This window comes from Hafnia alvei (genome assembly GCF_900095695.1).
Taxonomy (GTDB): domain Bacteria; phylum Pseudomonadota; class Gammaproteobacteria; order Enterobacterales; family Enterobacteriaceae; genus Hafnia; species Hafnia alvei_B.
This window is the reverse complement of sequence record NZ_FMIQ01000070.1, coordinates 76,344-97,226: the sequence shown is the minus strand read 5'-3', so window position 1 is coordinate 97,226 and position 20,883 is coordinate 76,344. Positions and strand designations below refer to the sequence as shown.

Here is a 20,883-nt window from a genome sequence, read left to right as displayed (position 1 = left end):
ACGCGTAAGGATGATCTCTTTTTTTAAACATTAAAACTCTTTTCTCAGCCAGCCGTTGATTTTCTTGAACCAATTGCCCACTGAAGCTCTTTTTTCTACTTCAGCCTCACCGCTAAGGTGCGACTCTTTTCCGTAATGCAGCAACCCAACCGCCGTTGAGTAGTAAGGTTCCTGCGCATAATCTGTCAGGCCAGTGATATTCAGAGGCTGTCCAATACGTACTTGCGTATGGAAAACCTGTTGTGCACACGCTGCCAATCCGTCGATCTGCGCGGCACCACCGGTTAACACGATCCCTGCTGCCAGATGATGTTTGACACCCTGCTGGCGAAGCTGTTCCTGCAACTGCAGAATTTCATCATTCACCAGATTTAACAGTTCTGTATAACGTGGTTCGATAACCTCAGCGAGCGTCTGACGCTGCAAGCTGCGCGGTGGACGTCCACCAACACTTGGTACCTCGACGCTTTCGTCTTTGCTGACCAACGTCCCCATCGCGCATCCGTAACGCACTTTAATCGCTTCGGCGTCAGTTGGAGGCGTTCCAAATGCATAGGCAATATCGCTCGTTACCACGTTACCTGCATATGGGATAACCTTGGTATGACGCAGTGCTCCACCGGTATAGACTGCCATATCCATGGTGCCACCGCCGATATCTACCACACAAACGCCCAGTTCGCGCTCATCCTCGGTCAATACAGCATAACTCGCTGCAAGTCCCGCAAAAATCAGTTGATCGACCTTAAGCCCACAGCGCTCAACTGCTTTGACAATATTCTTTGCCATATCATTATGGCAGGTAATCAGATGAACCTTAGCTTGCATACGCACGCCAGAAAGGCCAACCGGATTTTTGATGCCTTCTTGATAGTCGATGGCATATTCCTGCGGGATAACATGCAGAACGCGGTGCTCATCACGCACGCGAACAGACTTCGCGGTATGAACCACATTCTCTACATCTTCCAGCGTCACTTCTTCTTCGGAAATAGGAACCATCCCTATTTCGTTCTGACAACTGATATGTTTGCCAGAAAGAGCCAAATAGACTGAAGAAATTTGGCAATCTGCCATCAGTTCGGCTTGATCAATCGCGCGTTGGACGCATTTAACGACGGATTCCAGATCGTTAACACCGCCCTTATCCATGCCACGGGATGGGCAACTGCCCACACCGATGATATTGACCATGCCATCGGGCAGAACTTCCCCTACCAGAGCGGCTACTTTCGCCGTTCCGATCTCCAGTCCAACTACCAGTTTTCTGTCCGTCGACTTGATCATTGTTGTTTAACCTGTGCCTGATTCTGTTGCTGATTAGCGTTTTGCTGTGTCTGCTGGTCAAGCGGCGCTGGAGCCCATCCCACGGCGGCGCCGGTGTCATAGCGCAGATCAACGTAGCTAATACGTTGATTGGTTGCCTGCGCCTGCTGCTGTAACGCGGGATAAAGTTCCTCAAACCGCGCCAGTCGTCCAGAAGGATCATCACGCCCCAGCTCAAGACGAATGTCGTTATCCAGACCTAGCTGCCATGAGTGGCGTGCACTCATTGACACCATTTTCAGCTTAAAATTATTCTTCGCCAGTTCCTGACTCATTGAGTGATAGCCTTCCAGCACATCATTTTCGCTGCCCTCTGGGCCATACAGCAACGGCATTTTCTGCTGCACTGTACGCTCTGCTGGCACGCTGAACGATTTGCCTTCGGCATCGACCAAACGTAGGTCATTCCAACGCGCGACCGGAACATACTCCACTAAATGGATCTTGAGTTCATTAGGCCACTGCTTACGCACGCTGGCCTGCTTAATCCACGGTAAACGCTCAATCTGTTGCTGGATAACATCGACGTTTTGCGTCATGAACGTGCCCGGAGCACCCAACGACAAAATCGCCTGCCGAATATCGTCATTCTTCGTGAAATGACGCTCACCGGTTACTACCAGCTTGGAAAGCGGCATGCGGCTGGCGTCTTTCATCCAGCTCACCACCATCCAGCCACTAACCACTATTGAACCCAGTATGATTAGTAAAAAAATCATACCAAACAAACGAATACCATTACTGCGACGCAGACCTGCACCACTACGGCGTTGGCCAGAACCGGTCGGTTCACGGTCGCGAGTGTTCAGGGCTGCCTGCGACATATCAGTTAGCCAGCTCCAAGATGCGGGCAACTAGCTGAGAGAAGCTCAACCCATACTGGCGCGCCGCCATTGGTACCAGACTATGGCTGGTCATTCCCGGTGCCGTATTCACTTCCAGCAAATAGAACTCTCCGTCAGCGTCCATCATAACGTCTACGCGTCCCCAGCCGCTGCAATCCAGCGATTTATAGGCCTTACGCGCCAGCTCAGCCAGTTCACGTTCGCGCTCTTCGCTCAAACCGCTTGGGCAGAAGTATTCAGTCTTATCCGACAAGTACTTAGCTTCATAATCATAGAAGACTCCCGGCGCTTGTATACGAATTGACGGTAAAATCTCTTCACCCAAGAAAGCCACGGTGTATTCAGGGCCGCTTAACCACTTCTCAACTAGCACGTCGTCGTCATGGCGGAAAGCTTCGACCAGCGCGTCATCAAACTCGCTGACATCGCTTACTTTACTCATACCGACGCTTGAACCTTCGCGGCTCGGCTTAACAATCAGCGGTAAACCGAGCGCATTCAGCTCAACCAACATTTCTTGGGTTAAGCCTTCATCAAACTGGTCACGGCTGATGGCGACAAAAGGAGATACCGGTAAGCCAGACGCCTGCCAAACCAGCTTGGTACGTAGTTTGTCCATGGTCAGCGCCGAAGCCATTACGCCGCTGCCGGTATAAGGCAGTTGCAGGAATTCCAGAACCCCTTGCAGCGTTCCATCTTCACCACCACGGCCATGCAGAGCGATAAAGACCTTATCAAAGCCCGCGTCTTTTAATTGTGTCGCAGGGAAGTCTTTTATATCCACCGGATGCGCGTCAATACCCGCCTCTTTCAGACCATTAAGAACTGCTTGGCCTGACTGTAAAGAGACTTCACGCTCTGCGGAGGTACCACCCAGTAATACAGCAACTTTCTCAGCCATGATGTTTTTCATCCGTACTTGTTCTGTCAACGTTAATCGGCTGCAATTTCTGCTCAGCCAAAGTCCGCGCCACTTTGCCAATATTTCCGGCGCCCTGAGTCAAAATCAGGTCGTCATTTTCTAAAAACTGAGCCAGCGTTGCTGGCAATGTTGCAGCGTCAGACACCAGTACTGGATCTAACTTGCCACGGCTACGAATGGTGCGGCACAGGGAGCGGCTATCGGCCCCCGGAATTGGCGTTTCACCGGCGGAGTAAACATCCAGCATCAATAAAACATCAACCTGACACAACACATTCGCAAAATCATCATACAGGTCGCGAGTTCGCGTGAAACGGTGCGGCTGGAATACCATCACCAAACGGCGATCCGGCCATCCCGCGCGAGCAGCTTTAATTGTGGCGTCCACTTCGGTTGGGTGATGACCATAGTCATCCACCAGCATAGCTTTACCTTCTTTGCCGTTCACATTCTCCAGCGAATACTCGCCAAGGAAATCAAAGCGACGCCCGGTGCCTTGGAAGCCTTCTAGCGCACGTAGAATGTCTTCATCCGCAATCCCCTCTTCGGTGGCAACAGAAACGGCTGCTGCCGCGTTCAGGGCGTTGTGGCGGCCTGGCGCATTTAACGTTACGGCTAAACGAGGCTTATCCTGGCGACAGATAAAGAAAGTGCCTTGTGCGCCATTTTGCTGATAGGACTCGATACGCACATCCGCATCATCGCTAAAACCGTAGGTAATGATGTGACGTCCTACGCGCGGCAGTAATTCACGCACCACAGGATCATCAATACACATCACTGCGAGGCCATAGAACGGCAGGTTATGCAGGAAATTGATAAACGTCTGCTTCAGGTTCTCGAAGTCGCCATGGTAAGTATCCATATGATCGGCTTCGATATTGGTCACCACGGCAACCATCGGCTGTAAATGCAGGAAGGATGCATCGCTTTCGTCCGCTTCGGCAATCAGATAACGGCTAGAACCTAAACGCGCATGCGTTCCTGCAGCTTTAACCAAACCACCGTTTACAAACGTTGGATCTAAGCCCGCTTCCGCATAAATGCTGGAAACCATCGCCGTTGTCGTTGTTTTGCCATGAGTGCCCGCAATGGCAATACCATGACGAAAACGCATCAGCTCGGCCAGCATTTCAGCGCGGCGAATAACGGGAATACGGGCTTCACGCGCCGCAACGATCTCTGGGTTATCCGCAGAAATCGCCGTCGAAACTACTACCACGCTCGCGTCTTTGACGTTTTCAGGGCGATGGTTGAAGTAGATCTGCGCCCCCAGTTCGGCTAACTGCTGCGTGACGGGGTTCGGCGCTAAATCAGAACCGCTAATTTGATAGCCTTCATTAGCCAACACTTCGGCAATACCGCCCATGCCAGCACCGCCGATGCCGACAAAGTGAATGTGCCGGACGCGACGCATCTCAGGCACCATGGTACGCAGTTTCGCGAGTTGTTGAGTATTTACGTTCTTATTCACTGTTTCTCAGTTCTGTCATTTTGGCCGGTGCTAACAACTAGCAACCCGCTCAGCGGTAAATTATTTCGCAACTTCACAAATCACGGCGGCGACACGTTCAGTCGCATCGGGAATTGCGGCAGCGCGAGCTTTCTCTGCCATTTCTAACAGGGTTTGACGATCCCATCCTGCCAACGTCGCCGTCACTGACTCCACGGTCAACTGTGGTTGTTCAATGATTTTTGCAGCACCTGCTTTTTCTAGCGGCAACGCATTCCAATACTGTTGGCGATCTTTATGCATGAACGGTACGAACAATGCTGGCAGCCCAGCGGCCGCGATTTCGCTAACCGTCAGAGCGCCTGAGCGGCATACTACGACGTCTGCCCAGTCATAGGCCGCCGCCATGTCATCAATAAACTCAGTCACTTTGTGCTGCGTCTGACCGACTTTTTCATAGTCGGCTAATACCGTTGGCAAAGCGCCCTTCCCTACTTGATGCCACAGCGTAATTCTGTTTCCCAGTTGTTCAGCAACTTTCGGCATGGTTTGGTTCAGGATGCGAGCCCCTTGGCTGCCACCAACCACCAGCACTCGAATCGGCCCCATACGGCCAGCTAAACGCTGCTGTGGAGTCGGCAACGCCAGAACGTCTTCACGCACTGGATTACCCACCACTGGCGCATTCGGAAACGCGCCCGGAAAAGCCTGCAATACACGCTTAGCGATTTTAGACAGCCAGCGGTTGGTTAAACCCGCAATCCCATTTTGTTCATGCAGCACAATAGGAACACCGCACAGCCACGCAGCCAAACCGCCTGGGCCTGAAACATATCCACCCATGCCTAAAACAGCGTCTGGCTTGTAGGCCTTCATAATGGCTTTAGCTTGGCAGACCGCGCGAAAAATGCGGATTGGCGCGCCTAGCTGGGCCTTCAATCCTTTACCACGCAGGCCAGAAATCTGAATAAAATCGATTTCGATACCGTGCTGTGGGACCAACTGGGCTTCCATTCGATCGGCGGTGCCTAACCAACGCACCTGCCATCCTTGGGCCTGCAAATAATGGGCGACAGCTAAACCAGGGAACACATGACCCCCGGTGCCACCCGCCATTACCATCAGGCGTTTATTCTGTTGATGATCAGCGTTGCTACTCATCGGGAACCCCTTACTACCGCCTGTGCTTTTTCCAGACGAGTTTCATAATCAATGCGTAACAGTAATACCAATGCGGTCGACATAATCAGCAAGCTGGAACCACCGTAACTAATTAGCGGCAGCGTCAGACCTTTCGTCGGCAACATCCCTGCGGCAGCCCCAACGTTAACCAGTGCCTGAAAACTAAACCAAATACCGATGGCGCAGGCTAAAAAACCGGAAAAACGCTGATCTGCCTCTAACGCACGACGTCCGATGGACATAGCACGAAAAGCGACGAAGAATACCATTAACAAAGCAAGAACCACACCGAAATACCCAAGTTCCTCGCCTAAAATTGAGAAAATAAAGTCGGTGTGCGCCTCAGGTAAATACTCCAGTTTTTGCACCGAGTTACCCAAGCCCTGTCCCCAGAATTCACCGCGGCCAAAAGCCATCAGCGATTGCGTTAGCTGGTAACCGCTGCCGAAAGGATCGGCCCATGGATTCCAGAACGACGTCACGCGGCGCATACGATACGGTTCGGCAATAATCAGTAGCACAACGGCAAAAATACCGGAGCCGATAATGGCTAAGAATTGCCACATCTTGGCACCCGCCAAGAACAGCAAACCTAACGTGGTAACGAATAGCACCACCACCGTGCCCAAGTCAGGCTGAGCCAGCAGCAGCACCGCTAATACCACCATCACACCCATCGGTTTACAGAAGCCCCAGAAGTTCGAACGAACCTCTTCAACTTTGCGCACCAGATAGCTGGAGAGATAGCAAAACAGCGCTAGCTTAGAGATCTCTGCGGGCTGAATACGCAGTGGACCAAACGCAATCCAACGCGAAGCACCGTTCACCGAGCTCCCGACCACGAGAACAATCAGCAGCATCGCAACGGCCATCAGTAATAACGCGTTGCTATAGCGCTGCCAGATTTCCATCGGCACGCGCAGCGTCACCATGGCCAATCCAAACGCCAATGCCAGATACAAGGCATCACGTTTTGCAAACAGGAAAGGATCGTCTGCTAAACGCTGGCCAATTGGCATGGATGCTGATGTCACCATCACAAAGCCAATCGCCGCTAAACCAAAGGTCAACCAGAGCAAGGTACGATCGTACAGCACCACCATCGCCGCATCGCTCTCGCCCGCCCCCATCACCCACTCACGCAAACGCGTGATTAAGCCAAAATGCGGCAACGAGAATTTAGGGCGCGGTAACCGCGGGAGTCGCAGACGCATCAGCCAAGCTCCTTGGCTAAACGGCTGAATTCGTCGCCGCGTTGTTCAAAGTTTTTAAACTGGTCAAGGCTAGCGCAGGCCGGAGACAACAGAACCATATCGCCGGTTTTCACCTTGGCAGCGATTATCCGCATGGCTTGTTCCATGGTCTCTGTCTGCTCGGCAATTTCAGGATGCAAAGCAGCGAGCTGCGCGCCATCTCGGCCAAAACAGTACAAACGCACGTTATCGCCTTGCAGGTATTGCGCCAATGCGCTGAAGTCTGCTGATTTACCATCGCCGCCGAGCAACAGATGCAAAGTGCCGTCAACGTGCAGGCCATTGAGCGCCGCTTCAGTGCTGCCAACGTTGGTGGCTTTGGAATCATTAATCCAACGCACGCCGTTATGCTCCAATGACAGCTGGAAGCGATGTGCCAAACCGGTAAACGTCGTTAGTGCTTTTAAGCTTGAAGCACGTGGAATACCAACGGCATCGGCCAGCGCCAACGCAGCCAATGCGTTGGTGAAGTTATGTTTGCCGGTGACTTTCATTTCACGTGTATTGAGCACTTTTTCACCGCGCACGCGCAGCCAAATCTCACCCTGCTGGCGATTCAGATGATAATCACCCACGTCGGCACCAAAACTCACGCAGCGCGAATCCGCACCGCGAATCGGCATCGTGAGTGCGTCGTCGGAGTTAACCACGCAAACTTTGGCATTTTCATACACACGCAGCTTGGCAGCACGATATTGCTGCAATCCGAGCGGGTAGCGATCCATGTGATCTTCGGTGACATTCAGGATCGTGGCCGCAGCCGCTCGCAGGCTATTGGTGGTTTCTAACTGGAAGCTAGAGAGTTCAAGCACGTAAAGATCGCACTCTTGCTTAAGCAGCATCAGCGCAGGCAAACCGATATTGCCCCCCACGCCAACGTTCCAGCCTGCTGATTTAGCCATTTCGCCCACTAAGGTTGTCACGGTGCTTTTACCGTTAGACCCCGTAATAGCCACAATTGGGGCCTGCGCTTCGCGGCAAAACAGCTCGATATCACCCACAATCTCAACACCTGCTTCTGCCGCCACGCTGAGCGCAGGGGAAGCAAGTGCAATTCCGGGACTTGCAACGATGAGGTCGGCATCCAGCAGCCACTCTTGGTTCATATCTCCCAAGTGACGCTCGACGTTTTCCGGCAGCTTATCCAGCCCCGGTGGAGAAATACGGGTATCGATAACACGCGGCGTTACGCCACGAGCCAAGAAGAAATCAACGCATGACAGGCCCGTAAGCCCGAGGCCAATGATGACGACTTTCTTACCCTGATAGTCCACCATATTAACGCACCTTCAAGGTTGCTAGGCCAATCAGCACCAGCATCAGAGAGATAATCCAGAAGCGCACGATAACGCGAGGTTCTGGCCAGCCTTTCAGTTCATAGTGATGATGGATTGGCGCCATGCGGAAAATTCGCTGGCCGCGCAGTTTGAAGCTGCCCACCTGCAAAATAACCGAGAGGGTTTCCATCACAAACACGCCGCCCATAATCACCAGCAGGAATTCCTGACGCAGCAGCACCGCTATCGTACCCAGCGCACCACCCAGAGCGAGCGAACCGACATCACCCATAAAGACCTGAGCCGGATAGGTGTTAAACCATAAGAATCCAAGCCCTGCACCGACAATTGCCGTGCAGACAATCACCAGTTCACCGGCGTGGCGCAGATACGGAATGTGCAAGTAAGCAGCAAAGTTCATGTTACCGGTCGCCCAAGCGACTAGCCCCATCCCCGCCGCAACGAAAACGGTAGGCATAATAGCCAATCCGTCTAAACCATCGGTGAGGTTAACGGCGTTACTGGTACCCACGATCACAAAGTAGCTCAGCAGGATATACAGCAGACCCAGCTGCGGCATGACATCCTTGAAGAACGGAACCACCAGCTCGGTTGCCGGAGTCCCTTTACCGATTGAGTACATGGCAAAGGAAACCACCAGCGCAATCACCGACTGCCAGAAGTACTTCCAGCGCGCAATCAGACCTTTGGTGTTTTTACGTACCACTTTGCGATAGTCATCAACAAAACCGACAACGCCATAGCCAAGCAATACAAACAATACACACCAGACGTAAGGGTTAGAGGGATATGCCCACATCAACACCGAGATGGTGATGGAGGTCAGGATCATCAGACCGCCCATCGTTGGCGTACCACGCTTGCTGAAATGCGACTCAGGGCCGTCGTTACGAACAACCTGACCAAAAGACATTTTTTGCAGACGAGCAATCATTCGTGGCCCAATCCACAATGACAGGAACAGCGCCGTCAACAAGCTGACAATGGCGCGAAACGTCAGGTAGGAAAAGACGTTGAAGCCGGAATAATATTTGACCAAGTGTTCGGCCAGCCAGACTAACATGATTGATTCTCCTGCAATTCCTGCACAGATAAGCCTCGTACTACCTGCTCCATAGCGGCACTACGTGAACCTTTAACTAAAATGGTGATCGCCGCATGTTCGCATAACAGGTTTTTTAGGCGCTCAATCAGAGCCGTTTTGTCCGTGAAATGTTCACCACAACCACTGGTCTCGCTGATGAGATGGCTTAAACGGCCAACGCTCAGCACTTTATCAACTCCCGCCTCGCGAGCCGCAATGCCCACCTGACGATGACAATCTTCTTCTTCAATGCCCAACTCGCCCATATCACCCACCACCATGACGCGATAGCCAGGCATTGAGCCCAACACCTGCGCTGCCGCGGTCATTGAGCCCACGTTGGCGTTATAGGTATCATCAAGAATCAACTGTTCTGCGTTCAAACGGATCGGGAATAAGCGTCCGGGAACCGCTTTGAGTTCGCGTAATCCGTTGCGCACATTCTCAAGCGTTGCGCCCACCGACATCGTCAGCGCAGCCGCCGCGAGCGCATTCGCAATATTATGGCGGCCCGGCAACGGTAGAACCACCGACGCAGTACCAAACGGCGTGTGCAGATCAAACTCGGTGCCTTGATGTGTCACTCGTACATCGCTGGCAAAGAAATCGACGGACTCAGCGGCCTGCGGAGAGAAACGCCAGACGCGCTGGTTAGCAATCTTTTCTTGCCAATGCGGCCAGTCGTTATTATCAGCATTGATGATGGCTGTACCGTGTGCGGCTAAACCATCAAAAATCTCACCTTTGGCTTTGGCAACGCCGGCTAAGGAACCGAAACCTTCCAAATGCGCCGCAGCCAGATTATTGACTAAGGCACTTTCTGGCTTAACTAAATCTACCGTATAGGCAATTTCGCCCACGTGGTTGGCGCCGAGCTCAATCACCGCATATTCATGCTGTGGCTCAAGGCGTAATAACGTCAGCGGTACGCCAATGTCATTATTAAAATTACCGGAGGTATACAGCACGTTGCCGCACTGACGCAGAATTTCCGCGCTCATCTCTTTCACCGACGTTTTGCCTGATGAGCCGGTAAGCGCGATAACGCGAGCTGGCATTTGCTGACGAACCCATGCGCCCAGCAACCCCAGCGCAATGCGCGTATCAGCAACCACAATTTGCGGAGCATCAATAGGTAAGTGTTTACTTACTAGCAAAGCGCCAGCGCCCTGATTCACGGCATCGGCCGCAAAATCATGGGCATCAAACTTTTCGCCTTTCAGCGCGATAAACAAGCAGCCATCGGTCAGCTTGCGCGTATCGGTCACAACATCACTAATTTGCGTGTCTGTGCCAATCAACTGGCCGTTAACCGCCTCGGCGATAGCCTGCAAAGATACAGGGATCATGCTATCACCCCCAGCAGGCGTGCTACGGTCACGCGATCTGAATAATCTAAACGGCGATTACCAACCAGTTGATAATCTTCATGGCCTTTGCCTGCCACGAGAATCACATCATCGGCCTTCGCCTGCATGATGGCACCGGTGACGGCTTCAGCACGGCCAGAAACGGCCTGTGCGCGGCCTGCATCAAGCATACCGTTCAGAATATCAGTCATGATGGCACGAGGCTCTTCACTACGCGGGTTATCGTCAGTAACAACGACTCGGTCGGCATATTGCTCAGCAATCGCTCCCATAAGTGGGCGCTTACCTTTATCGCGATCGCCACCGCAGCCAAACACGCACCACAGCTGGCCTTTGCAATGCAAACGCGCCGCTTCAAGCGCCTTCTCTAATGCATCTGGCGTATGCGCATAGTCGACAACGACGGTTGGCTTGCCGGGAGCAGTGAACACTTCCATACGGCCACACACAGGCTGCAATTGAGCGGAGCTTTTACACAAAGCATCCAAAGGATAACCAAGAGCCAACATGGTAGCGGCAGCGACCAGCAAATTGCTGACGTTAAATGCGCCCATCAAGCGGCTTTCCAGCAAGCCTTTACCCCACGATGAGTCAAAGCTGATGCTTGCGCCGCCGTCGTGGTAATCAACGTCGGTCGCTGAAACCCAGCGCCCAGACCAATTTTCTGGCAAACGCAGTTCCATGGTTACGGCAACGGCATCAGGAGACTTAGCCAACCAGCGCTGACCGACTTCATCGTCAGCGTTGATAACTTTTTCACCGCTATGGTGGGTGGAGAACAGCAGCCACTTGGCTTGTTCGTAATGCGCCATGTCACCATGGTAATCCAGATGATCACGGCTCAGATTGGTGAATACCGATGCAGCAAACGGCAGAGCGGCAACGCGGTCTTGCACCAAACCATGGGAAGAAACTTCCATCGCCGCCAGCGTGGCGCCTTGAGAGACCAAACTGCGCAGCAAATGTTGCACATCAACCGCAGAGCCGGTTGTGTTTTCACTTGGATGAACCTGCCCCAGCAGTCCATTGCCCACCGTCCCCATTACCGCACTGGTTTCGCCTAACAGCTGGCCCCACTGTGCCAACAATTGGGTAATGGTCGTTTTGCCGTTGGTTCCTGTTACGCCGATTAAGCGCAAATCAGCACCCGGCTGATGGTAAAAGCGTCCTGCCAGCGCAGATAAGCGCTGGTTTAACTGACTCAGGTAGATAACGGGAACGCCGTGGCTCTCACGAACAGTGCCATCTTCTGCTTCCCCATCTGCCTCAGCGATGACTGCAGCAACGCCTTGCGCTATCGCTTGCGGAATATAATGGCGACCATCTGCCGCATGGCCAACGATCGCCACAAACAGATCACCCGCAGCCGCAACGCGGCTGTCTAATGTCATCTCTCGCAAAACGCGCTCCGGAGCATCTGCTACCCAAGGAGCCAAAAGCGCGCGCAAATTACGATCTGCCACCTGAACCCTCTTTTTTATTGTTCACTAGTTCGTTTTTATCACCCGTGGGCAACGCATCCGGCTCAACGTTCATGGTGCGCAGAACGCCGCCCATGATAGCGCCAAAGATCGGAGCGGATACCGCACCACCGTAATACTTCCCTGCCTGCGGATCGTTAATCACCACAACCAGAGCAAATCGAGGATTACTTGCTGGCGCAACGCCAGCGGTATAAGCAATGTATTTGTCTACATAGCGGCCATCTGGACCGACTTTTTTCGCGGTCCCTGTTTTAATCGCGATGCGATAGCCTTTAATTGCTGCTTTAGTTCCCCCACCACCCGGCAGTGCAACGCTTTCCATCATGTGCACAACCGTACGAACGATGGGCTCAGGGAATACGCGTTCGCCCGGAACCGGTGGATCGACTTTGGTAATCGACAGCGGGCGATAAATCCCGAGGCTGCCAATCGTTGCATAGACACGCGCTAGCTGTAACGGCGTTACCATTAGCCCATATCCGAAAGAAAAGGTGGCCCTCTCTATGTCAGACCACCGTTGTTTTTTTGGGTACATGCCACTGCTTTCTCCGACCAGCCCCAAATTGGTCGCCTTACCCAATCCAAAGTGCGAGTAAGTTTCTACCAGCGCAGAGGACGGCATCGCTAACGCCAGCTTTGATACACCGACGTTACTCGACTTCTGTAGAATCCCCGTAATGGAGAGTTCTGAGTAACGGGCAACGTCTTTAATCTGATGCCCGTTAACAAAATAAGGGAGCGTATTCAGTACGCTATTCTCTTTCACCACGTTGTGCTGTAACGCGGTCATTACCACCATCGGCTTCACCGTGGAACCCGGTTCAAAGATGTCGGTGATCGCGCGGTTACGCATGGTTTCTTTTGGCGTATTGGTTAAGTTATTTGGGTTATACGAAGGGCTATTGGCCATCGCCAGCACTTCACCGGTATTTACGTCAACCAGCACAGCAGTACCGGATTCTGCTTTGTTAAACGCCACCGCGTTATTCAGCTCACGATAAACCAGCGCCTGTAGACGTTCATCGATACTAAGCGCCAAGTTATGTGCGGCTTGGCTATCCACCGAGGAAATATCTTCAATCACGCGGCCGAAACGGTCTTTACGGACGGTACGTTCACCCGGCTGACCGGTTAGCCAGCGGTCAAAGCTTTTTTCAACGCCTTCGATTCCCTGACCATCAATGTTAGTAACACCGATGATGTGAGCGGTTACTTGCCCTGCAGGATAATAACGGCGGGATTCTTGCTTGAGGAAAATACCCGGCAGCTTCAGCTTATGGATGTAATCAGCCATCGCCGGATTCACCTGACGAGCTAGGTAGACAAATCGCCCTTTAGGGTTGGCATTGATACGCGCAGCCATTTTATCCAGCGGCATTTCTAACGCATCGGCCAGCGCCTTCCAACGTGAATCCAGCGTTATACCACCGCGTTCGTTCACTTCTTTCGGGTCGGCCCAAATCGCATTAACGGGCACGCTCACGGCCAACGGTCGGCCAGCACGATCGCTAATCATCCCACGCGAAGTCAGAATAGGCTGTGTACGCAAAGAACGCGCATCGCCTTCACGCACTAAGCGGTCGGGATTAATCACCTGTAAATAGGCCACGCGGCCTAACAAACCCATCAAGGCAATAAATATGCACCCACAGAGCAACGCAAAACGCCAGCTGACAAAGCTGGCCTGATCTTCCTGACGCTTTAACTTTCCGGGTCGCACTGCTTTCATTGATTACACATTTACCTACGTCGAAGGTGGTTTGTTGAAAACACTGTTAACTCATTGCTTAACAACGATGTTTTCTTGAGATGGATCTACGTGCTGCATCTGCAACTTCTCTGTGGCGATACGCTCGACACGGCTGTGATCGCCCAACGCATTCTCTTCCAAGATCAGGTTGCGCCACTCAATATCCAGAGCATCGCGTTCAAGCACCAGTTGCTCACGCTGTGCGGTCAGCAAGCGCGTTTTGTGCGTGGTCGTCACCACAAACACTGCAGATACCAAAACACCGATAAATAGGATCAGAGGCAGTTTACCGTGGCGGAGAATATCTCCGCCGATAACGGCAACTAGCGTATGGCGCTCATTGCCAATCATTCTGTCGTCCTTTCGGCAAAGCGCAGCACCGAGCTACGAGCACGTGGGTTAACGTTAACTTCCTCACCGCTCGGTTTCATTTTGCCCAATGCCTTCAGCTTACGTCCGCCCTGACTGCGCAGCTGCGCCTCTGTCAAAGGAATACCCGCAGGGACCTGTGGTCCACGGCTATGGTGACGAATAAACTGTTTTACAATACGGTCTTCCAGCGAGTGGAAACTGATAATCGACAGGCGACCTTCTGGGGCCAGAATCTCCAGCGCGCCGTTCAGTGCACGTTCGATCTCCTCCAGTTCGCTGTTGATATAAATACGAATCGCTTGGAAGCTGCGCGTTGCCGGATGCTTGTGTTTTTCACGGAATGGGCTAGCGTTTGCAATCAGCGTTGCCAGCTCATGTGTGCGGGTCATTGGCTCTAGGCGATTACGCTCCACGATGGCGCGCGCAATACGCTTGGCAAAACGCTCTTCGCCAAACGTCTTCAGCACCCAAGCAATATCCTCTTCTTCTGCTTTCATCAGCCATTCAGCCGCGGACAAACCACGCGTTGGGTCCATACGCATGTCCAATGGTCCATCTCGCATGAAAGAGAAGCCGCGTTCGGCGTCATCGAGCTGTGGAGAGGAAACGCCCAAATCGAGAAGAACGCCATTGATTTGGCCTTCTAGGCCGAGTTCACGTACATAGTTCGCCATATCGGAAAACGGGCCATGAACGATAGAGAAACGTGGATCGGTGATTTCTGCTGCGGCGGCAATAGCCTGCGGGTCACGATCGATAGCCACTAAGCGTCCTTCTGGCCCAAGCTGGGACAAAATAAGACGTGAATGACCACCGCGACCAAAAGTGCCATCAATGTAAATGCCGTTACTGCGCAGATTGAGGCCATTAACAGCCTCATCCAGCAACACGGTCTTGTGTTGGTAATTTTCTTCTGACATGACTATAACGACAAATCCTGTAGCCGCTCGGATAAAGGCTCCGTTGCGGTCTGTTGTGCGTCAATATCTTCCTTGACCTGTTGATACCAGTTTTCTTCATCCCACAGTTCAAACTTATTGAACTGCCCAACTAGCATCACTTGTTTTGTAAGCCCAGCATGCTGACGCAACGTACTTGCAATCAACAATCGACCGGCGCTATCCATCTGGCATTCGCTGGCATGACCTAGCAGCAGACGCTGAATGCGACGCTCGACAGGATTCATACTCGAAAGACGCGATAGTTTTTGTTCAATCACTTCCCACTGCGGAAGGGTATAAAGCAACAGGCATGGCTGGTGGAGATCGATGGTGCAAACCATTTGACCTTGCGATTCCTCAAGCAGTAATTCGCGATAGCGCATTGGAACCGCTAAGCGTCCTTTACCGTCAAGGTTGATGGTTGTTGCGCCACGAAACATACCCAAATTACCCCTCGTTGCCCCATCTCACCACTTTACACCACAAATTCCCACATAAGGAAGTTTACGGAGGGTAGGAAAACCTTGTCAAGCCAGAGCGGATGCGGTTTGGGATTATTTTTGCCTGAAGTGAAATTAAAACCAATCACTACGAAAACTCTGAAAGAGAAATAATAAAATTAACATCATGATAAATTAAGGGAAATTCTTGGAAGGGAGTGTTACTAACGAGAAACACAAAACTTTTACCAAAAATTAAAATTTAACCAGACTTTGCAATATAGCTCTCATTTTGAACATGTCTTGTATAATTTACATACGCTTTACAGTAGTAAATAGAAAGCTAATTTGCCGCAAGCTAATCGTAGTCTGGAAATTAAAAAAACCTTTAAAAATCAATAAAATAACTTAATTACTATTCAACATAATTTTTCTGACAACTATTTTATCTCACTTTATCCCGAGATAATAATCGGTTTGAGGATTAATTATCTAACTACCTTTTTTCAAAAGTAATTGAGTAATTCCCTCGCACAATTTTTTCTACCTCAGATAGTTCTCAAATATTCATTTTTATTTTATTCAGACCATTATTAGAACAGCATAAATGACCCGATTTCTTGTACTGTACGATTTTCACCCAACAAATTGAATAAAAACATAAAAATTAACGCCATGGTGAGAAATCATGCGTTTTGCCTACCCTTGCCATTTGCGCAGCCTTTTGTAGCAAATCCATCTTTAAATAAAAATTTTTCACTAGTTAAAAAACACAGATCAAACATGTATGCTACTTGTATAAAAATAAGTAGCTCATATAACCATTATGATCGCATAAACCCAGCGTTAATGACTAGTTTCAATATGGAGTTAGCCGTTATGTTTTCATCCGATTCTCGTGCTCGCAGCGCCGCCGCCGATATTTTTGCACTGGTGGTTTATTCCTTCATCGTCGGTATGGTGATTGAAGTTTTTCTATCAGGAATGAGCTTTAGCCAATCACTGTCATCTCGCCTACTTTCCATTCCGGTCAATATTCTTATTGCCTGGCCCTATGGAATATATCGTGATTGGTTTATTCGTCAGTCACAGCGTTATAGCCCAACAGGAGCTGCAAAAATCGTGGCTGACCTAGTTGCCTATGTCTCTTTTCAGTCGCCGGTATATGCCATTATTTTGTGGTCTGTGGGTGCCGACGGCGCGCAAATTATCGCGGCGGTCACCAGCAACGCCGTGGTATCTATGGCAATGGGTGTCGCCTACGGCTATTTTTTAGATTATTGCCGCAGGCTGTTTAAAGTGTCTGTCCATAACAATAAAGTGCGAGTCAATAAAGTACAGGCATAAAAAAAGCGCCGGTTTAGCACCGGCGCATTCTCACTTCATCGTTTTATTTTTTACTTAATTCTTTCGGCGTTACATTCGGTTAAGACGGCCACGTTTGAGCAGTACACGGCGCATTCGGCTTAAACCCGCTTTCGGCTTCTTCGGTTCATCCAAACTCGCTAACACTAATTCCAGTACGCGCTCGGCGATATCACGATGGCGCTGTCCCACCGACAAAACGGGGCAATCGAGGAAATCCAGTAGTTCATTGTCACCAAAGGTGGCGATCGCAAGGTCGGTTGGCAAATGACCATGATGCTTCAACGTGACATCCAGAACCCCCTGCAGAAGCGGGAATGACGTAGTGAACAAAGCCTGTGGCATTTCATTATCTTTCAGCCAATTAGAGAACGCCACGCCTGCAGCATCACGTTCGTAGCTATTGGTGTAAAGATATTGCACTTCACGCGGATCGTCACGCCATGCGTCTCGAAATCCCTGCTCGCGTAAAAAGCTCACCGACAGCTCAGGCAAAGCCCCGAGATACAGAACCGATTTAGCTGGGAATTTGCGTAATTCTTCCGCCAACATCTCAGAATCCTCACGATCGGCTCCCACAACGCTAATAAAGTTTTCAGGATCTAACGCGCGATCCAGCGCAATGATCGGCAAAGGATCGTTGACCCAGCGCTGATAGAACGGGTGTTCCGGCGGCAGCGCGGTTGAAACAATAATGGCATCAACCTGACGCTGTAAGAGGTGCTCGATACAACGCATTTCATTGTCTGGCTGATCTTCTGAGCAGGCGATCAACAGCTGATAGCCTCTTTGACGTGCCTGACGCTCCAAATAGTTTGCAATGCGGGTGTAGCTGGTATTTTCCAAATCAGGAATGACCAGCCCAATAGAACGGGTGCGGCCAGCACGTAAACCTGCAGCCACGGCGTTTGGATGATAGTTATGCTCACGTACCACAGCCATCACTTTTTCAACCGTTTTATCACTCACACGGTACTGTTTGGCCTTACCGTTAATGACATAACTGGCCGTCGTCCGCGAAACTCCAGCAAGACGCGCGATTTCATCCAACTTCACGTTATCCCCTTACGCATCAAATTAATTAAGAAGACCGAATGGCCATCGATACAAATGATCTAACCGCATAAAGAAGAAAGGAGCAACCGCTTTTGCTGAATGGCATCAGCAAATAAGAAAAAGTAAGAGGCCCAGCACAAAGCTGAGCCCCTAAATAGCACTATTACGCAGAAAATTGACCTGTGTTAACGCATTATTTTGTCACCACGAGATACCCCAACCACGCCTGAACGAGCGACTTCAACAATTTCAGCAACCTCTCGCACGGCACTTAGGAAGGCATCGAGCTTATCGCTGGTGCCAGCTAGCTGAACTGTGTAAAGCGCCGCAGTGACATCCACAATCTGTCCGCGGAAAATATCGGTGCTACGCTTCACTTCTTCACGTCCGTAGCCCGTTGCCTGTAGCTTCACTAACATGATTTCACGCTCAACGTGCGAACCCTGCACCAACTCACTCACGCGCAGCACATCGACCAGTTTGTGGAGCTGTTTTTCAATTTGCTCAAGCACTTTCGCATCGCCGACGGTTTGGATCGTCATACGCGAAAGCGTGGGATCGTCCGTAGGGGCTACGGTCAAACTTTCAATGTTATAGCCACGCTGAGAGAACAGGCCGACCACGCGGGACAGTGCGCCTGATTCGTTTTCCAGTAATACAGATAAAATCCGGCGCATTATTAAGTCCTCTCCGTTTTGCTTAACCACATTTCGTCCATTGATCCACCGCGAATTTGCATTGGATAAACGTGCTCAGTTTCATCAATGGTCACGTCGACAAACACTAAACGATTCTTCACCGCCAGCGCCTGCTCCAGCTTGCTTTCCAGTTCATCAGGCGTGCGGATAGCGATCCCAACGTGCCCGTAAGCCTCAGCCAGCTTCACAAAATCCGGTAATGATTCCATGTAAGACTGTGAATGACGCCCGGCATAAATCATGTCTTGCCACTGCTTAACCATGCCAAGGAAGCGGTTGTTAAGATTCACCACCACAACTGGCAAATCATATTGCAGCGCCGTTGACAGCTCTTGGATGTTCATCTGGATACTGCCGTCGCCGGTGACACAAATTACAGTTTCTTCCGGCAAGGCTAATTTGATCCCCAGCGCAGCCGGTAGGCCAAAGCCCATGGTGCCTAGGCCTCCCGAATTCACCCAGCGGCGCGGTTTATCAAAACCGTAGTACAAGGCGGCAAACATCTGGTGCTGACCCACGTCCGAAGCAACGTAAGCTTCACCTTTGGTTAATCGGTGGAGAGTTTCAATAACCTGCTGCGGTTTAATGCGGCCGCTGGTCGTGTCATAGCTCAGGCATTTACGGGCACGCCATTGAGCAATGTTTTGCCACCAATCACGCAGGCCATCGAAATCTTGCTTGGCTTCTTTCTGCCCTAGCTGCTCCAAGAAAGTCGCCAACGCCTCTTTGGCATCACCCACAATCGGAATATCAGCATCAACGGTTTTGGAGATCGAGGTAGGATCGATATCGATATGTAGCACTGTCGCATTAGGACAGTATTTTGCCAGATTGTTAGTGGTACGATCGTCGAAACGCACACCGACGGCAAAAATAACGTCAGCGTTGTGCATCGCCATATTAGCTTCGTAAGTGCCATGCATACCCAGCATGCCGAGGCTTTGAGCATGAGATGCAGGGAACCCACCTAAGCCCATCAGTGAAGTTGTCACTGGAATATTCAAGCGTTCGGCTAACTGGCGCAGTTCCTCATGACAGCCTGAGCTAATCACGCCGCCACCGGCATAAATAATCGGCTGTTTCGCCGCCAGCAACGTTTGTAGCGCGCGCTTAATCTGGCCACGATGCCCTTGCAACGTCGGGCTGTACGAGCGCATTTTGACATTTTCAGGATACGAATACGGCAGTTTGATCGCCGGATTCATGATGTCTTTGGGCAAATCAACCACGACCGGCCCCGGACGCCCTGTCGAGGCCAAATAGAAAGCTTTTTTGATAATGGTTGGAATATCTTCAGTATGCTTCACTAAAAAACTGTGCTTCACCACCGGGCGTGAAATCCCGACCATGTCACACTCCTGAAAGGCATCATTACCAATCAGAGACGTGGCGACTTGTCCGGAAATAACGACCATCGGAACCGAGTCCATATAAGCGGTCGCAATACCGGTGATAGCATTTGTTGCCCCAGGACCTGAAGTCACCAACACCACGCCCACTTCTCCGGTCGCACGCGCAAATCCGTCGGCCATGTGCACTGCGCCCTGTTCGTGGCGCACGAGGACGTGTTCAATTCCTCCAACCGTGTGCAGGGCGTCATAAATATCAAGAACGGCCCCGCCCGGATAACCGAATACATGCTTTACGCCCTGATCGATTAGCGATCGAACGACCATCTCGGCTCCTGACAACATCTCCATGGGTTTGCCTCCAGGCTGACTTTGCGTAGGTATCATATTCAGGGTGGATCCCTGTTTTTTTGTGTGTTGTGTTTGATTCATTACCTTAACGTGGGAATAACAAGTGCGCAAACGACAAACCTGTGGGGAAAAGAGAGGAAGTGACAACCTTGCTGTATTCAGCCATTTTTTAGGGATAAAACGCTGAGAGTTATGGAATTAGCTCCGCGCTTATCGCTGCGCTCAGCCAAATTACAGAACTAAATCATTCTCTCACGCCAAAATACGTTAGGACCGTTTGAGAAAACAAAACGGCCAGTAAAAATACTGGCCGGTGAGCAAAATCAGTTTACAACGATCAGTTT

The 20,883-nt window shown here is 51.1% G+C and carries 18 protein-coding genes; 1 reads left to right on the top strand and 17 read right to left on the bottom strand.

What is annotated here, in order from left to right; genetic code table 11:
- Window positions 1–30 precede the first annotated feature (30 nt).
- The 14 genes from ftsA to mraZ form a co-directional block, all read right to left on the bottom strand.
- Window positions 31–1,287, bottom strand: a complete 1,257-nt coding sequence (ftsA, locus tag BN1044_RS19385) for a cell division protein FtsA (RefSeq protein WP_004094542.1) — start codon at window positions 1,285–1,287, stop codon at window positions 31–33.
- On the bottom strand, window positions 1,284–2,150 hold the full coding sequence (ftsQ, locus tag BN1044_RS19380) for a cell division protein FtsQ (protein ID WP_025800359.1): 867 nt from the start codon (window positions 2,148–2,150) through the stop codon (window positions 1,284–1,286). Before ftsQ ends, ftsA begins: the two co-directional genes overlap by 4 nt.
- Window position 2,151: 1 nt before the next feature.
- Complete coding sequence (locus BN1044_RS19375) at window positions 2,152–3,072, bottom strand: D-alanine--D-alanine ligase (protein ID WP_072310054.1); 921 nt, start codon at window positions 3,070–3,072, stop codon at window positions 2,152–2,154.
- Window positions 3,065–4,522 (bottom strand): UDP-N-acetylmuramate--L-alanine ligase, encoded by a 1,458-nt coding sequence (gene murC / locus BN1044_RS19370; RefSeq protein WP_211095729.1) that lies wholly within the window; start codon window positions 4,520–4,522, stop codon window positions 3,065–3,067. Before murC ends, BN1044_RS19375 begins: the two co-directional genes overlap by 8 nt.
- Window positions 4,523–4,627: 105 nt before the next feature.
- Window positions 4,628–5,707, bottom strand: coding sequence for an undecaprenyldiphospho-muramoylpentapeptide beta-N-acetylglucosaminyltransferase (gene murG / locus BN1044_RS19365; protein WP_072310052.1), 1,080 nt, complete (start codon window positions 5,705–5,707; stop codon window positions 4,628–4,630).
- The gene (gene ftsW / locus BN1044_RS19360; protein WP_230676541.1) at window positions 5,704–6,858 is read right to left on the bottom strand and encodes a cell division protein FtsW; all 1,155 of its coding nucleotides are present in this window, start codon (window positions 6,856–6,858) and stop codon (window positions 5,704–5,706) included. The genes murG and ftsW overlap by 4 nt, the downstream gene beginning before the upstream one ends.
- A gap of 83 nt (window positions 6,859–6,941) precedes the next feature.
- Complete coding sequence (murD, locus tag BN1044_RS19355) at window positions 6,942–8,258, bottom strand: UDP-N-acetylmuramoyl-L-alanine--D-glutamate ligase (protein WP_072310051.1); 1,317 nt, start codon at window positions 8,256–8,258, stop codon at window positions 6,942–6,944.
- A 1-nt stretch (window position 8,259) separates the two neighbouring features.
- The gene (gene mraY / locus BN1044_RS19350) at window positions 8,260–9,342 is read right to left on the bottom strand and encodes a phospho-N-acetylmuramoyl-pentapeptide-transferase (RefSeq protein WP_004094552.1); all 1,083 of its coding nucleotides are present in this window, start codon (window positions 9,340–9,342) and stop codon (window positions 8,260–8,262) included.
- On the bottom strand, window positions 9,336–10,712 hold the full coding sequence (gene murF, locus BN1044_RS19345; RefSeq protein WP_072310050.1) for a UDP-N-acetylmuramoyl-tripeptide--D-alanyl-D-alanine ligase: 1,377 nt from the start codon (window positions 10,710–10,712) through the stop codon (window positions 9,336–9,338). Before murF ends, mraY begins: the two co-directional genes overlap by 7 nt.
- Complete coding sequence (gene murE, locus BN1044_RS19340; RefSeq protein WP_072310049.1) at window positions 10,709–12,196, bottom strand: UDP-N-acetylmuramoyl-L-alanyl-D-glutamate--2,6-diaminopimelate ligase; 1,488 nt, start codon at window positions 12,194–12,196, stop codon at window positions 10,709–10,711. Before murE ends, murF begins: the two co-directional genes overlap by 4 nt.
- Window positions 12,183–13,946: a peptidoglycan glycosyltransferase FtsI gene (locus tag BN1044_RS19335; protein WP_072310048.1), complete on the bottom strand. Its 1,764-nt coding sequence runs from the start codon at window positions 13,944–13,946 to the stop codon at window positions 12,183–12,185. Before BN1044_RS19335 ends, murE begins: the two co-directional genes overlap by 14 nt.
- Window positions 13,947–13,997: 51 nt before the next feature.
- Entirely contained in the window at window positions 13,998–14,318 is a 321-nt protein-coding gene (ftsL, locus tag BN1044_RS19330; protein WP_072310047.1) for a cell division protein FtsL, read from the bottom strand.
- Entirely contained in the window at window positions 14,315–15,259 is a 945-nt protein-coding gene (gene rsmH / locus BN1044_RS19325; RefSeq protein WP_072310046.1) for a 16S rRNA (cytosine(1402)-N(4))-methyltransferase RsmH, read from the bottom strand. The genes ftsL and rsmH overlap by 4 nt, the downstream gene beginning before the upstream one ends.
- Window positions 15,260–15,261: 2 nt before the next feature.
- Complete coding sequence (gene mraZ, locus BN1044_RS19320; RefSeq protein WP_004094563.1) at window positions 15,262–15,720, bottom strand: division/cell wall cluster transcriptional repressor MraZ; 459 nt, start codon at window positions 15,718–15,720, stop codon at window positions 15,262–15,264.
- An 879-nt stretch (window positions 15,721–16,599) separates the two neighbouring features.
- Between mraZ and BN1044_RS19315 the strand changes: the two genes are divergently transcribed.
- Entirely contained in the window at window positions 16,600–17,067 is a 468-nt protein-coding gene (locus BN1044_RS19315) for an L-alanine exporter AlaE (RefSeq protein ID WP_072310045.1), read from the top strand.
- A gap of 69 nt (window positions 17,068–17,136) precedes the next feature.
- On the opposite strand, the gene cra is transcribed toward BN1044_RS19315, so the two are convergent.
- The 3 genes from cra to ilvI all read right to left on the bottom strand — a co-directional run bounded on the left by cra (window position 17,137) and on the right by ilvI (window position 20,539).
- Entirely contained in the window at window positions 17,137–18,141 is a 1,005-nt protein-coding gene (gene cra, locus BN1044_RS19310) for a catabolite repressor/activator (protein ID WP_025800372.1), read from the bottom strand.
- Between the two features lie 185 nt (window positions 18,142–18,326).
- Window positions 18,327–18,818 carry an acetolactate synthase small subunit gene (ilvN, locus tag BN1044_RS19305; protein ID WP_168780284.1) on the bottom strand — a complete coding sequence of 164 codons (492 nt, stop codon included), beginning with the start codon at window positions 18,816–18,818 and terminating at the stop codon, window positions 18,327–18,329.
- Between the two features lie 2 nt (window positions 18,819–18,820).
- Window positions 18,821–20,539, bottom strand: a complete 1,719-nt coding sequence (gene ilvI, locus BN1044_RS19300) for an acetolactate synthase 3 large subunit (RefSeq protein WP_072310043.1) — start codon at window positions 20,537–20,539, stop codon at window positions 18,821–18,823.
- Window positions 20,540–20,883 lie beyond the last annotated feature (344 nt).

Bases quoted from the DNA above. Each gene is read 5' to 3' on its own strand.
- BN1044_RS19315 (WP_072310045.1), top strand. From the start codon at position 16,600: ATGTTTTCATCCGATTCTCGTGCTCGCAGCGCCGCCGCCGATATTTTT.
- murF (WP_072310050.1), bottom strand. From the start codon at position 10,712: ATGATCCCTGTATCTTTGCAGGCTATCGCCGAGGCGGTTAACGGCCAG.
- BN1044_RS19335 (WP_072310048.1), bottom strand. From the start codon at position 13,946: ATGAAAGCAGTGCGACCCGGAAAGTTAAAGCGTCAGGAAGATCAGGCC.
- ilvN (WP_168780284.1), bottom strand. From the start codon at position 18,818: ATGCGCCGGATTTTATCTGTATTACTGGAAAACGAATCAGGCGCACTG.
- ftsQ (WP_025800359.1), bottom strand. From the start codon at position 2,150: ATGTCGCAGGCAGCCCTGAACACTCGCGACCGTGAACCGACCGGTTCT.
- ftsA (WP_004094542.1), bottom strand. From the start codon at position 1,287: ATGATCAAGTCGACGGACAGAAAACTGGTAGTTGGACTGGAGATCGGA.
- mraZ (WP_004094563.1), bottom strand. From the start codon at position 15,720: ATGTTTCGTGGCGCAACAACCATCAACCTTGACGGTAAAGGACGCTTA.
- murC (WP_211095729.1), bottom strand. From the start codon at position 4,522: ATGGTGCCTGAGATGCGTCGCGTCCGGCACATTCACTTTGTCGGCATC.
- murD (WP_072310051.1), bottom strand. From the start codon at position 8,258: ATGGTGGACTATCAGGGTAAGAAAGTCGTCATCATTGGCCTCGGGCTT.
- ftsL (WP_072310047.1), bottom strand. From the start codon at position 14,318: ATGATTGGCAATGAGCGCCATACGCTAGTTGCCGTTATCGGCGGAGAT.
- ftsW (WP_230676541.1), bottom strand. From the start codon at position 6,858: ATGGGGGCGGGCGAGAGCGATGCGGCGATGGTGGTGCTGTACGATCGT.
- ilvI (WP_072310043.1), bottom strand. From the start codon at position 20,539: ATGGAGATGTTGTCAGGAGCCGAGATGGTCGTTCGATCGCTAATCGAT.
- murG (WP_072310052.1), bottom strand. From the start codon at position 5,707: ATGAGTAGCAACGCTGATCATCAACAGAATAAACGCCTGATGGTAATG.
- BN1044_RS19375 (WP_072310054.1), bottom strand. From the start codon at position 3,072: ATGGCTGAGAAAGTTGCTGTATTACTGGGTGGTACCTCCGCAGAGCGT.
- mraY (WP_004094552.1), bottom strand. From the start codon at position 9,342: ATGTTAGTCTGGCTGGCCGAACACTTGGTCAAATATTATTCCGGCTTC.
- rsmH (WP_072310046.1), bottom strand. From the start codon at position 15,259: ATGTCAGAAGAAAATTACCAACACAAGACCGTGTTGCTGGATGAGGCT.